This window comes from Cohnella luojiensis (genome assembly GCF_004564235.1).
GTDB classification, from domain to species: domain Bacteria; phylum Bacillota; class Bacilli; order Paenibacillales; family Paenibacillaceae; genus Cohnella; species Cohnella luojiensis.
Genome location: NZ_SOMN01000009.1, coordinates 98312 through 113014, shown reverse-complemented (window position 1 = coordinate 113014; position 14703 = coordinate 98312). Strand labels below are relative to the sequence as shown.

The 14703-nt window shown below is 52.3% G+C and carries 9 protein-coding genes; 8 read left to right on the top strand and 1 reads right to left on the bottom strand.

The features are described from left to right. The first annotated feature begins 15 nt into the window (after positions 1-15). Genes E2980_RS09500 through E2980_RS09485 form a run of 4 tightly spaced genes read left to right on the top strand, consistent with a single transcriptional unit; the run spans position 16 to position 5146 of the window. Positions 16-1200, top strand: coding sequence for an acetyl-CoA C-acyltransferase (locus E2980_RS09500; protein WP_135151945.1), 1185 nt, complete (start codon positions 16-18; stop codon positions 1198-1200). Between the two features lie 20 nt (positions 1201-1220). Then, positions 1221-3002, top strand: coding sequence for an acyl-CoA dehydrogenase family protein (locus tag E2980_RS09495; RefSeq protein WP_135151944.1), 1782 nt, complete (start codon positions 1221-1223; stop codon positions 3000-3002). 31 nt (positions 3003-3033) lie between these two features. Next, positions 3034-4698, top strand: coding sequence for an AMP-binding protein (locus E2980_RS09490; protein ID WP_135151943.1), 1665 nt, complete (start codon positions 3034-3036; stop codon positions 4696-4698). 25 nt (positions 4699-4723) lie between these two features. Beyond that, positions 4724-5146, top strand: a complete 423-nt coding sequence (locus E2980_RS09485; protein ID WP_135151942.1) for a PaaI family thioesterase — start codon at positions 4724-4726, stop codon at positions 5144-5146. A 919-nt stretch (positions 5147-6065) separates the two neighbouring features. On the opposite strand, the gene E2980_RS09480 is transcribed toward E2980_RS09485, so the two are convergent. Further along, positions 6066-8120 carry a GxGYxYP domain-containing protein gene (locus E2980_RS09480; protein WP_135151941.1) on the bottom strand — a complete coding sequence of 685 codons (2055 nt, stop codon included), beginning with the start codon at positions 8118-8120 and terminating at the stop codon, positions 6066-6068. 329 nt (positions 8121-8449) lie between these two features. On the opposite strand from E2980_RS09480, the gene E2980_RS09475 reads away from it, so the two are divergent. The 4 genes from E2980_RS09475 to E2980_RS09460 all read left to right on the top strand — a co-directional run bounded on the left by E2980_RS09475 (position 8450) and on the right by E2980_RS09460 (position 14660). Next, positions 8450-9592, top strand: coding sequence for a GntR family transcriptional regulator (locus E2980_RS09475; protein ID WP_135151940.1), 1143 nt, complete (start codon positions 8450-8452; stop codon positions 9590-9592). A 180-nt stretch (positions 9593-9772) separates the two neighbouring features. Beyond that, positions 9773-12808, top strand: a complete 3036-nt coding sequence (locus E2980_RS09470) for an alpha-mannosidase (protein WP_135151939.1) — start codon at positions 9773-9775, stop codon at positions 12806-12808. Between the two features lie 29 nt (positions 12809-12837). Next, positions 12838-13749, top strand: coding sequence for an ABC transporter permease (locus E2980_RS09465; protein WP_135151938.1), 912 nt, complete (start codon positions 12838-12840; stop codon positions 13747-13749). A gap of 11 nt (positions 13750-13760) precedes the next feature. Beyond that, on the top strand, positions 13761-14660 hold the full coding sequence (locus tag E2980_RS09460; protein WP_135151937.1) for a carbohydrate ABC transporter permease: 900 nt from the start codon (positions 13761-13763) through the stop codon (positions 14658-14660). Positions 14661-14703: the final 43 nt, after the last annotated feature.

Genomic DNA, 14703 nt, shown 5'->3' with positions numbered 1-14703 from the left:
GAAGAGGTGACTACCATGAGAGAAGCCGTTATCGTTGCCGCCGTGAGAACGCCGGTAGGAAGGGCGAAGAAAGGGAGCCTTATTCATACGCGGGCCGAAGATCTCGGGAAAGTCGTATTACAGGCCGTGATCGACCGTGCTCCGGGGGTAAGGAAGGAGGACGTGGAGGATATCATCATCGGCTGCGCGATGCCGGAAGGGGAGCAAGGGCTGAACTTTGCCCGGATCATGTCGTTGTATGCAGGATTTCCTACGTGCGTTCCGGCATTAACCATCAACCGGTTCTGCTCCTCCGGACTCCAGTCGATTGCCTTCGCGGCGGAACGGATCCTGGCGGGAAGCGCGGACATGATCATTGCCGGCGGGGTGGAAAGCATGAGCCATGTGCCGATGACAGGGTTCAAGCCCTCGCCGCACCCGTCCATCGTAGAGGAGATGCCCCAAGTCTATATCGGAATGGGCCATACGGCAGAGAATGTCGCCGATCGGTATGGAATATCCAGAGAGGATCAGGACCGGTTCGCGGCCTCTAGTCACCGGAAAGCGGCGGCTGCGCTGCAATCCGACGTGTTCCATGATGAAATCGTACCGGTTAGCACATCGCTTAAAGGCTTCGGCGACGACGGAAAACCTTGGGTGAAGCCAATCGTCCTGGAGAAGGATGAAGGGGTCAGAGCAGATACTACGCCCGAGGTTTTAGCAAAGTTAAAGCCTGCGTTTAAGGCTAACGGGACCGTTACGGCAGGCAATTCCTCGCCAATGAACGACGGAGCGGCAGCGGTACTGGTCATGAGCAGGGAAAAGGCGGATGAGCTTGGCCTAAAGCCGCTCGCGAGCTTCAAATCCTTCGCGCTTGCCGGCGTAGATCCCGAAATCATGGGGGTCGGTCCGGTAAAGGCGATACCTAAAGCCTTAGAACGGGCAGGTCTTAGTCTAGATGACATCGGATTGTTCGAGATCAACGAAGCCTTCGCCTCGCAATGCTTGCATATCATTCGGCAATTGGAGCTGGATGAGAGCAAGGTCAATGTAAACGGCGGCGCGATCGCGTTGGGACATCCCCTAGGCTGCACGGGTACGAAGCTTACGACGAGCTTGATCCATGAGCTGCGCCGCCGAGGCGGCGGCTACGGCGTCGTATCGATGTGCATCGGCGGCGGAATGGGCGCGGCTGGCGTGTTTGAAGTATATCCTGAATAGACTAAGAGGAGATGTGCAGGATGGAAAAAACAGCGGATAAAGTGATTGGCGGAAGCTTTATTATCGACGATATCGATTTTCTTTCGATGGTTACCCCTGATGAATTGACGGAAGAGCAGCGCATGATCGCGGAGATGACGTCGGACTTCGTGGAGGGGGAAGTAGCCCCGGTCGACGAAGAGCTTGAAAAGCTGGACTACGAGCTTACGGTTAAGCTGATGAGAAAAGCCGGCGAGCTTGGACTGCTCGGAGCGGATGTGCCGGAGGCTTACGAGGGTCTCGGATTAGACAAGGTAAGCTCTACGCTGATCAGCGAAAGATTGTCCAAAGCCTCCTCGTTCGCGCTTACCATTGGTGCCCACGTGGGCATCGGCACACTTCCTATCGTATACTTCGGGACAGCGGAACAGAAGAATAAGTACTTGCCGGATCTATCGGCCGGCAAGAAGATTGCCGCCTACTGCTTGACGGAGCCCTCTTCCGGCTCGGACGCGCTTGGCGCCAAGACGACCGCTATCCTGTCGGAAGACGGCGAGCATTACGTACTGAACGGCGCGAAGCAATTCATCACGAACGCCGGTTTCGCGGACATTTTCATCGTCTATGCAAAGGTAGACGGAAAAGAGTTCAGCACTTTTATCGTAGAAAGAACAATGGACGGCGTGAGTCTTGGCCCCGAAGAGAAGAAGATGGGGATTAAAGGTTCCTCAACGCGCCCGCTGATTCTCGAGGATGTTAGAGTGCCGGTGGAGAATCTCCTATGGGAAGTCGGAAAAGGACATTTGATCGCATTCAATATTTTGAACATCGGCCGGTTCAAGCTGGCTTCCGGCTGCTTGGGAGCTTCCAAGCAGGCGATAGAGCTGAGCGCCAAATACGCCAATCAACGCACGCAATTCGGCAAGCCCATCTCCTCTTTTCCGCTGGTCGGCAAGAAGCTCGCGGAAATGAATATTCGCACTTACGTGCTGGAAAGCATGGTCTACCGTACCGCCGGCTTAATGGACGCAGGTCTCGGTCAAATAGATCACGACAGTCCGGAAGCCGGCGTCCAGTCAGCGAAAGCGATTGCGGAGTATGCGATCGAATGCTCCATTAACAAGGTATTCGGTTCGGAAGCGCTGGATTTCGTAGCGGACGAAGGGGTGCAGATCCACGGCGGATATGGTTTTATTCAGGAGTACAAGATTGAACGCATTTATCGGGATTCGCGTATTAACCGTATTTTCGAAGGGACGAATGAGATCAATCGGCTGCTTATCCCGGGAACGCTGATCAAGCGCGCCATGAAAGGCGAGCTTCCGCTGCTCCAGAAAGCCAAAGCGCTTCAGTCTGAGCTGTTGCAGTTCGTGCCGGGGCAAGCATTCGAAGGCGTTTTGGAGGAAGAGGCGCATCTCGTTGCGACGGCGAAGAAAATTTTCCTCATGGCGGGAGGAGCAGCCGTTCAGAAATATCAAATGAAGCTGGAGCATGAGCAAGAAGTGCTCAGCCGTCTGGCGGATATGATGATCCTGATCTTCGCCATGGAAAGCGCGCTTCTGCGCACGCAGAAACGAATCGGCAAGCAGGGAGAACAGAAGGCTGCCGCGGCTACCCAGATGACTCGTATTTTTGTCCACGAAGCTTTCGAGGATATCGAAGCGTTCGCCAAAGAAACGTTATCGGCCATCGAAGACGGAGATACTTTGCGTACGCAGCTCTCGGTACTCAAGAAGTTAACCCGTCGCACGGCATGGAATACCATACAAGCCAAACGCCAGATCGCAGCTCAGGTTATTCAGTCGGAGAAGTTCGTGTACTAACACCGAGTCCAATCCAATGAGGTGAAGAGGCATGGCAGCGAAACCGTGGTTATCTGTCTATCCGAAGGAAGTACCTCCGACTTATCCGTATCCTAAGACCAATTTGGCGGATTTCCTGATTCAGTCTGCCGCTAACTATCCTAATCATACCGCGCTTAACTTCATGGGGAAGGAAATGAAGTACTCCGAGCTGCTGGAGGGAGCGTATCGGTTCGCGCATGTCATTCGCAAGCTGGGGATTCGAAGGGGAGACAGGGTAGCGATCATGCTGCCCAATTGTCCTCAGTTGGTGATCGCTTATTATGGAACTCTGCTCTCCGGAGCTGTCGTAGTGATGACGAATCCTCTCTACATGCCGCGCGAGCTGCAGCATCAACTGCAGGACTCTGGCGCCACGGTTATTCTGACTCTGGATTTATTGCACAAGAAGGTGAAGGACATCGTACCCAGCACGCCGCTGCGTCATGTCATAATCACTTCGGTTAAGGATTATCTTCCGTTTCCTAAAAATTTGATGTACCCATTGAAGGTTAAGAAAGACGGAATGAGCCTGGAAGTCGACTATCAAGAAGGCGTCATTTCCTTCCTGAAGCTCATGCACGATTCCTCGTCCTCTCCGGTTCATATAGACGTGGATGCGGAGAATGACCTTGCTTTGCTTCAGTACACGGGAGGTACGACGGGCGTATCTAAAGGGGTGATGCTCACTCATCATAATGTTATCGTGAACACCATTCAAACGAGCTTATGGGCTTATAAAAGCTTACCCGGCAAAGAACGTTACTTAGCGGCGCTCCCTTTCTTCCATGTTTTCGGCTTAACGGTTCTCATGAACCAAGCCATTCTTCTCGGAGGCTGTTTGATATTGGTACCGCGGTTCGATATTAACCAAATCTTAACGATCATTCAGAAGCTGAAGCCGACGATATTCCCCGGGGCTCCGACGATGTACATTGCTCTTTTGAATAACAGCAATATCCAGAATTATGATCTATCATCTATCAAGATGTGCATCAGCGGAGCGGCACCGCTGCCGCATGAAATCCAGCAGCGGTTCGAGGAGATGTCCGGCGGCCGGCTTATCGAAGGCTACGGACTTACGGAAGCTTCTCCCGTCACGCATGCCAACAACGTTTGGGAGAAGCGAAAGTCCGGCTCCATCGGGATTCCTTTTCCGGATACGGTAGCGAAGATCGTTGATCCTGCAACCGGGGAAGAGCTTTCGGTCGGCGAGATCGGGGAACTTGCGATAAAGGGTCCGCAGGTAATGAAGGGCTATTGGAATGCTCCGGAGGATACTGCGAAGGTGCTGCGGGATGGCTGGCTTCTAACAGGGGACATGGCGCGAATGGACAAGGAAGGCTTCTTCTTTATCATGGACCGAATGAAGGATATCATCATCGCAAGCGGATATAATGTCTACCCTAGGGAAATCGAAGAGGTGCTTTTCGAACATCCTGCCATTGAAGAAGCAGCGGTCATGGGAGTGCCTGATAATTATAGGGGGGAAACGGTTAAAGCTTTCGTCGTTCTGAAAGAGGGGGCTAACGTTGCGGAGTCCGAACTTGAAGAATTTTGCAGACAAAGGCTAGCCGCATATAAGGTTCCTCATCAGTATGAGTTCCGTACCAGCTTACCGAAGACTTTAGCGGGTAAAGTACTCCGAAGAAAGCTTATCGAGGAAGAGAAGAAATGATCGAACGTCCGGAAGGAGGAACGGAATGGATACGGCAAACGGACGGAGCAGAATGGAACACCTGTCGGAAATCGCGAGGAATACCTTCTGGGGGTATGTCGGATGCGAACTGGAATTTATGGATGAGAAAAAAGTGATCGTAACCCTTGACGTACGGGAGCATCATCTTAATCTGATAGGAATTCTGCACGGCGGAGTCCACACGACTTTGCTAGATTCTGCAATGGGGATTATAGCTATGGCGGCAAGACCGGGGGAGGATGTGGTGACCTCGAGCATGAATGTCCATTTCACCTCCCCGGTCAGGATAGGCAAAGTTACGGTGATCGCCGAAATTCTGCATACCTCCGGCAAAACGATTACGACGCAGGGGACGCTTAGAAGCGCTGACGATACTCTTTGTGCCTTGGCTACCGCGTCATTTCGGATCATTGAAAAGAAGGCTTAAGTAAACGTAAAGGGGCTGCTCCTAAAGGTCTTCATACCTAAGTTGCAGCCCCGAATTATTGGGTTCAACTGCTCCCGTTCAAGCCTAACGGCAAAACCTGCCGCTACGCGGCCCCTACCTCGCCACTTGCGTACGCTTAACGGTAATATCTGCCGCTACGCGGCCCCTGCCTCGGTACTCGCGCGCGCTTAACGGCAATATCTGCCGCTACGCGGCTCCTGCCTCGGTACTCGCGCGCGCTTAACGGCGAAATCTGCCGCTACGCGTTCCCTGCCTCGCCACTCGCACGCGCTTAACGGCAATATCTGCCGCTACGCGGCTCCTGCCTCGGTACTCGCGCGCGCTTAACGGCAGCCCCCAGTACGCAATTAGTTGACTAAAGCTAACTGCGAGACACCGCACGGGTCTAGGCACCCAATTAGTTAGACTAAAGCTAACTACGACCCTCCGCGCCGACTTTGAGCATCAATATAGTTAGACTAAAGCTAACTACGGCCCGCCGATGTGACTCCGTGCACCTAATTAGTTAGACTAAAGCTACCTACGCCCCGCCGATGTGACTCCGAGCACCTAATTAGTTAGACTAAAGCTAACTACGACCCTCCGCGCCGACTTCGAGCACCCATTTAGTTAGACTAAAGCTAACTACGGCCCGCCGATGTGACTCCGTGCACCTAATTAGTTAGACTAAAGCTACCTACGCCCCGCCGATGTGACTCCGAGCACCTAATTAGTTAGACTAAAGCTAACTACGACCCTCCGCGCCGACTTCGAGCACCCATTTAGTTTGGACGACGCAAATACGGACGAATTCTTCATAGTAGCAGCAACTATTCGGCACCAAGTACAGCCCGATTCCAAGATAAAGTAAAGAGGCTGCTCAAAAGTTCTCATTTTTGAGACAGCCTCCCTTACCTTACTAAGGCTTGGACGGAAGTCCGTTCGCTTCACGGATAAGCGAGAAATAATGATCCGCCCGTACGGCTTGATACTCCGGCCCGAGCGATTCGGTCATCGCAACGACATCCGAAGGCGTCATGCTCCAGGCGAGCAGCCCCAAGGAGACGAACAGCGGAGATTTGCCGTCCCACTTCGCTTTGGCTTCAGCGAGGATATTTTTGCCGTCTTGCGCAGTGCTGATACCTTGAATCGTCGATACGGGAAGTTCGCCATTCAATATTTCCACGCCGTATCGATTTTCCCAGCTAAGGAACAAGCCTGGGGCATTATACTCTTTCTGATAGGCGGCCGCCTTCGATTCGCTGAGAGCGACGTTTTCGCCGTCAATCCGGTTCAGAACGTAGGGAACCGTCATTCCTGTTTTCTTCAGATACGAATAAGAATGTTTCAAGAAATCCGAAAACGAGTTTTCCGGCCAAGCGTTCGGGTTGAAGTACCCGGCTCCCGACGGACCCGCGATGAGCAGGTCGTTCTCGGTAGCGGTATTTCGGAAATAGTCCAGAATGGCGGGAGCACCGTCGTATAGCAGCGGACTGGACGTCCAGTTGATCGGTACTTTGCCGCGGTTCGGGTCGTCCCAGAGTATCCGCATGCGGTGCTGATTGTATTGGAAATTATCGCCTTCGCTGAAAGTATAGGTGACATAAATTTTGTTCTCCAGCTTCGGCGGTTTGACCGCTTTCGGCGCGGATGATTTCACTTTCGTTCCGGAGAATACGGTCAAATTACTGAACCAGTCGGCCGCGAGGACATAAACGCCGTGACTCGACGCCATTTCAACGCCGCTGAATTCTCCCTCCACGTCGTTGCTGAACCAACCCAAATACGGAGTTCCGGGATTGACGTCCGACAATATTTTCTCGAAGAGCGCCTTCTGCTCCGGCACGTTGGCTTCCAGCCAGAAAACCATAGCTTTGTTCGCGACCGCATAATCGCGGAGGTAGCCATACGGTTCTCTCTGTTCGGAGGAAGGCGGCTGCTCGTTGCCGGCGTAAACTTTGAATTGGTTCCACATGTCGACCGAAACCGTCAACTGCTTGGTACCGGCCGGCGGCGTGAATTTGTAGACGAAGTAACGGCCGTTGTCGGCAAAGCGGTGACCTCCGCTTCCCGTAGACAGCTGCGAGCTTTGACGGTCGTAAAGGTAAGTTTCTTCTTCCGGAGTACCCGGAACGAATTGGGCGATCGTCTGCCCGTCGGCTTTCACGATGACCTCATGCACGGCCGATCCCCAGCCGTCTTGAGGAAACGAGTCTTCGAAACGGAGATAGACGGATTCTTTCCCCAACGAAGAGGTTAGATCGATATCGTAGACCTTCCGGTTGTTGGCGTCGCGTTCCTGCGTCTTTTCTTCGGCAACCACCTTGAACGAGGCGGGAAGGCCCGAAGGTATTCTAACGGATGTATCCGGACTCAAACCGATCAGCATCCGATGGGTCGTTTGCTTCCAAAGATTATCGTATTGCCAAGTATAGGCGTCCATTCGATCCTTGAATTTTCCTTGAAGATCCTCGAGCACCTTCAGGTTATAAGGAGCTGCCGTCAATTTCGGCGCCAGCACGGGACTAGCCACTACGGCGTCTTTTAATCCTGCCAGCGTGGTAGCCACGTTGATCGAGTCCGGAATCTTAGGATCGTAGACGATGATGCCTTTGATTTCGTTTTTGAAGCTCTTGACGATATCCCAATAATTGTCCCGTACCTTGTAAGGAACGTTCAAATCGTTCAACCACGTAAACTTGCCTTCCTCTTTGTTCTCGAGGAGGTAGATACGCGGCTCCGCGCGGTTCACGATGCCCTGCAAAGTGGCCAGAAGCAGCTTGATATCGCCGGGCGCATCATAGATGTCCGCAACTTCAAGACTTTTGGTTTCGGCAAAGCTTGGAAGCGCTTGCTGTTCCGGCCAAGAGACGGAATCCGCTTGCGGATTCGAAACCGTATCGGCGGTTGCGCCGAATGAAAAGGACAGCGTGCAAATCAAAGCGAGACAGGAAATCGTTAGCTTTCGAATCACGATGGAACACCTCATTTTCTCGTGGTATGGTAGAGCTATCGCGTGTTACGTTCCTTTCCGCCTTCCTCCTTTGATTGGTAATCATTAACCGTGAAGCGAGGCTTCACAATATATATTAAATATATTACACATGTATAATTCAATGCTTTCGACAAATGTTATCAAAAAAATACAAGATTAGAACCGAAATCCAGGACGATATAAATGCCGGGTTGAGGTTTTCTGATCCTCTTTGCCTATTAAGCCACGATAGAGGCTTATTGCTTAAAGAAAGTCAAAGATATATTATATATATTACAAATAACCAATCAGAAGTCTGGTGAATCGAGATGAACAAAGCTGACCGTATTCCGCTCTATCAGAAAATCCAGGAATATATTCGTGGCCAGATCGACTCGGATGGGTTGAAAGCCGGCGACCGGATCCCGACGGAGAAGGAGCTCATGGAGCGCTTCAACGTCAGCAAAATCACGGTGGTTAACGCCTTGTCCGGCTTGGCGAACAAAAAAATCATTAACCGCGTGCCCGGCAGGGGCAGCTTCGTCAATGGCGATCAAAGCCAATTGCGGAAGTCTCCCGACGTTCCCAACGCAGAGCAAAGCGAGACTGGCGCCCAGACACGAATCATCGGCCTTGTCATGCCCTCTATCTATGATTATTTTGCCATTCGTCTCATCGAAGGCGTTCAGAAGGCACTCGGCGAGAAAGGTTACCGGAGCATGATTCTGCTCTCGGGCGGCGTCGTCGAGAAGGAAAAAGAAGCCATCAAAACGCTGAAGGAAATCGGTGTGGAAGGATTGCTCATTTTCCCGGTGGACGAGGAGCAATATAACGAAGAAATACTAAACATGAAGTTCGCCGGCTTTCCGTTCGTTCTCATCGATCGTTATCTGCCGGGCGTGGAAACCAACTACATTGCAGCCGATGGCAGGAAGGGAACGAGTCTTGCGGTCGATCACCTGTGGGAACTCGGGCACCGCGAAATCGCGATTTGTTCCGATTCGCCGTTGCAAACCGTGACGGTGCAGGAGCGGATAGAGGGATACATGAACGCTTTGAAGAATAAGGGAGCGCTTATCAATCCGGCCCACATCATTACCGACTTCCGCGTGGGGAGCCTGAAAGATGCCCAATCGCATCCGTTATACCGCTATATCCGCAACAAAATGGCGACGGCATATATTTCGCTCAACGGAAGACTCGGGGTTCAAATCTACCAAATGGCCCGTCAAGCCGGTCTTTCTGTACCGGAAGACTTGTCCATTATCAGCTTCGATGACCCGACGTCGATCGTGGAGGAGTTCAGCTTTTTCTCCCACATTAAACAGTTCGAATTCGAAATGGGTTGCCGTGCTGCCGAAAAGTTGCTGGAAATCATTCAGGGCGGTGCGGATCAGAACGTCAAATACAGCAAAACCTTGCTTGAACCGGAATTAGTCGTCAGGCAAACGACCGGCAGCCTGCTTTTATAATCATTCGAATATTTAGCCGTAAGATCTTTTCCCAAGAGGAAAGGATCTTTTTTTTGTTGTCATTAATTTCTTTTAATAATAATATTAATATTAAAAATATTGAATATATACAATTAATATATTATATTGAGATCATATTTCACGAGAGAAACATGACGACACGACTGAAGGAGATTGGATATGCCCTACGAAACGGTGAAACCGGAGCAATTGAAATCGATGTTGGAGCGTCTGAAGGAGCACATATATGCCCCGCTATCCGAACTGAACGTGACGGCTTGGGTGACGCCGGAGCCGGTTTCCTATAAGGAGAAGACTTCGGGGCGAAGAATGGAACTGGCGCCAGGCGATAGGTGGGGCGATTTGTGGGACTGCGCGTGGTTCCACTTTACCGGCAAGGTGCCGGAGAGCGCGAAAGGCGCCAAGGTCGTACTGCTCGTCGACGTGAATGGGGAGCTATGCCTGGTCGACGACGAAGGAACGCCGATGCAGGGATTGACGAACATCAACTCCGAGTTCGACTACTCGCTCGGTCTTCCGGGCAAGCGGGTCGTGGACATCAACGAATCGTCGACCGGAGAGGAAACGATCGACTTATGGGGAGACGCAGGCTGCAACGACCTATTCGGGCGGTATCGGAGCGGAAAACTTAAGGAAGCGGTCATCGCCCTCTGCCGAGAGGATGTTAGACAACTCTATTACGACGCGGAGGTGCTGCTAGAGACAGCGGAGCGGCTGCCTACGGGATCGGCGCGGAAGGAGAAAATTTTCCGGGCATTGTACGACGTTTCGCTGATACTGACGGAGTTGACGGACGAGCGAGTCGCGGAAGCGCGTCGTTTGTTAGGCGAGCAGTTGGCGAAGCAAGGTGGAGACCCGGCTCTTACGATTAGCGCCGTCGGCCATGCGCATTTGGATCTCGCGTGGCTATGGCCAATCCGGGAGACGATCCGCAAAGGCGCGAGAACGTTCGCGACGGCGCTGAGGATGATGGAACGTTACCCCGACTATATTTTCGGCGCGAGCCAGCCCCAGTTATACGATTGGATGAAGAAGCACTATCCGAAGCTGTATGAGCAGATCAAGGAGCGCATTCGGGAAGGCCGATGGGAGCCCCAAGGGGCGATGTGGGTCGAATCGGACACGAACGTTCCGGGCGGGGAGTCGCTGGTTCGCCAAATTCTATATGGCAAGCGGTATTTCATGCAGGAATTCGGCCAGGAAATGAAGACGCTTTGGATGCCTGACGTGTTCGGATATACGGCCAGCCTCCCTCAAATCTTGGAGAAATCAGGCGTTGATTACATGATGACGCAGAAGCTGTCCTGGAGCACCTATAACCGCCATCCCCACCATACGTTCATGTGGGAAGGGATCGACGGCTCGCGGGTGCTGACGCACATGCCTCCCGAAGATACGTACAACAGCCCGGCTGCGCCCCGTTCCGTCCTGAAGGCGGAGTCCGAATATTTGGATAAAAACGTATCGGACCATTGCCTCATGCTATTCGGCATTGGCGACGGCGGCGGCGGTCCGGGGGAAGAGCATCTGGAGAGGCTGGCGCGGGAAAAAAACTTGCTGGGTTTAAGCCCGGTCGTACAGGAACCGTCGTCCCGTTTCTTCGAGAAGCTGGGCGAAGGCGTTCACCGGTATCAAACCTGGCGCGGAGAGCTTTATTTGGAGAAACACCAAGGGACGCTCACGAGTCAAGCCCGGAACAAGCGCTTCAACCGGCAACTGGAGAAAGCGCTGAGGGAGCTCGAATTTGCTGCCGTGCTGGCCGGAATGGCAGACGGAACGCGTTATCCGTCCGAAGAGCTTGAGGAAATTTGGAAAGAAGTGCTGCTTTACCAGTTCCACGATATTTTGCCGGGTTCTTCGATCAAGCGGGTATACGACGAATCGCTCGAACGTTACGCGTTGCTGCTGAATCGCGTTGAACGATTGATCGGGGACTCATATAAAGCCGTGGCCGGGCGACTTCCTGTTACGGAAGCGGACGAAGGATCCCTTGCTATTTTCAACTCGTTGGCTTGGGAGCGGGAAGAATGGTTGAAGGCTGACGGACGCTGGAAACGCGTGCGCGTGCCGGCTATGGGTTACGTCATAGACAAAGCGGATAATACGGAGGCGGATGCTATTTTCCCGGAGTTGCGTGCTTCGGCAGGCTACCGCATAGTGGAAAACGACCTTCTGGTATTGACGCTCGGCGAGAACGGCGCGATCGTCTCGATCCGGGACAAGGAGCTTGGACGGGAAGTGATTCCGCAAGGGCAGTATGCCAACGATTTGCGTCTGTACGACGATCAGGGCGACGCTTGGGATTTTCGTCAAGATTACCGGCAAACCGGAGGCAAGCCGCTGCAGCTTGCGGAAATCTCCGAATTCGCGGACGGGCCGACGACCGGTCTTATTCTACGATACGAATTCGGGGACTCCATCTTGACGCAGAGGATCGTCCTAACGGAAGGCAGCCGCCGAATCGACTTCGTAACGTCGGTAGATTGGAAGGAATCGGACAAAATGCTGCGTACGTCGTTCCCGGTCGATATCCGCTCGGATAGCGCAGCCTGCGAAATCCAGTTCGGCTACCTGAAGCGGCCGACGCACCGCAATACAATGTGGGATTACGCCAAAGACGAAATTTGCGCCCACCATTGGGTGGATCTTTCCGAGCCGGATTACGGGGTGGCATTGCTTAACGACAGCAAATACGGGTATCGGGCGGAGGGCAACGTTCTCGATCTGAATCTGTTGCGCAGCCCGACTTATCCTGATCCCGAAGCGGACCGGGCAGAGCATGCGTTTACCTACTCGCTTTATCCGCATAAGGGCGACCATGTACAGGCAGAGGTATACAAGCGGGGTTACGAACTGAATGTTTCACTTCGGCAGGCGGCCGCCGATTATTCCGCCGGTCACGGTGTAAAACTGCCGGACGCTTACTCGTTCCTGCATTTGGATCATTCGAACGTCATGATTGAAACGGTTAAGAAAGCCGAGGAAGGCGATGATCTTATCGTTCGGTTATACGAAACAGCAGGAACTCGTCTTCAAACGAAGCTGAGAACGGGCTTTGAAATATCGGAGGCATGGCTGGCCGACTTAATGGAAACGGATATCGATCGTCTTCATCCGGAGGACGGCGCGCTTGCGCTTAGCTTCACTCCATTTGAAATCAAGACGCTTAGACTGGTTACTGCATCAAGATTCTGACAATCGACATAAGAAGGAGGCTCTCGCTTATGACAGCATCCCTGCTGTGGAAACGGATCTGGAAGCACAAAATCTTTTACTTGTTCATGGTGCCCGGCATTGTCTGGTTTTTCCTCTTTTCCTACGTCCCTTTATACGGCATCCAGATCGCCTTCCGAGACTTTATGTACTCGGGAGGCTTCTCCGGAAGTCCCTGGGCGGGGCTGAAATATTTCCGGCAATTTTTCGATTACTATCAATCCTACGAACTCATCCGCAACACGATCCTCATCAGCATGTTAAAGCTCCTGATCGGTTTTTCGATGCCGATTATCCTAGCGATCCTCCTAAACGAAGTCCGCAACCTTAAATTTAAGAAAACCGTGCAAACGCTTTCCTATTTACCTTATTTCGTCTCCTGGATCGTCGTCGTCACGCTGATGCAGCGACTCTTGACGCCATACGGCGGACCGATTAACGATCTGCTCGCTTCATTCGGAATGGAGCGGATTCAGTTTCTGTACAACACGACGTGGTTTTACCAGATCATTGTCGGTTCCGACATCTGGAAGAACATAGGGTGGAATTCCATCATTTATATAGCTGCCATAGCCGGTATCGACCAGCAGCTTTACGAAGCTGCAAAGATTGACGGCGCGGGCCGTTTTCGGCAAATCTGGCACGTCACGCTTCCGGGAATCCGCAACATCGCCGTCATTCTGTTCATTCTCTCGGTAGGGAGCCTGATGAGCGCCGGATACGAGCAACTGCTGCTTCTGAACGGACCTTCGACGGCCTCCATCGGCAGCGTCCTCGATGTGCATGTAATTAATTCCGGTATCACTCAAGGCAGGATCAGTTATGCTGCGGCAGTCGGACTTTTCCAGAGCGTTATCGCCCTGATCCTAATATTGACGGTCAATCGGCTTTCGCGAAAATATAGCGAAGTATCCCTGTTCTAAGGAGTGATCTGATGAAAACGACACGACAATTTTCGTTGTTCACCTTGCTGAATTACTTCTTCCTATCTTTGTTCGGTTTCGCGATGATCTATCCGTTTATTTATATTCTCGTGTATTCCTTGAACGACGGGGAGGATTCCATGCTGGGCGCTCTCTATTTCTTCCCTCGCAAATTCACTTTGCACAATTATGCGGAGGTGTTCGACAACGCCCGTATATGGCAAGCCTACAAAATCACGTTGATGCGCACCGTGCTCGGTACGTTCCTGCATGTCGCCCTCTGTACGCTGATGGCTTATTCCCTATCGAAAAAATCGCTGCCGGGAAGAACCTTTTTTACCTTCTATATTTTCCTGCCGACCATTTTTAGCGCGGGCTTCATTCCTTACTTCATCACGTTGCAAAAGCTGCATCTTATCAATAGCTTCTGGGTATTCGTGATCCCGATGTTGTTCAACTTCTTGCATATCGTCATCATCCGCACTTTCCTGCAGGGGATTCCGGAAGAGCTGGAAGAGTCGGCCCGCATTGACGGGTACGGCGATTTCCAAATATTCCTGAGGGTCGTTCTGCCGCTATCGGGTCCGGTGCTCGCCACAATCGCGCTGTTCATAGGAGTTACCCATTGGAACGATTGGTTCTCCGGTGCTTACTACGTATCGGATAAAGACATCATTCCTGTCCAGACGCTGCTTCAGCAATTGCTGACGGAAGCGGAAGCGTTATCCTCTTCCATGCAGCGAGCGGCGCAGCAGGGCGGTCAGACGGTCAACGTAAACGTGTCCGGAGCTACGCCCGAATCCATGCGAATGGCGCTGCTCGTCATCACGGTCTTTCCCATTCTTTGTATCTATCCGTTCCTTCAGAGGTATTTCGTCAAGGGCGTCATGCTCGGCTCTGTGAAAGGATAAACTTCCCTTTCGGGACTTTATCATATCTTAATACAGTTTTTAG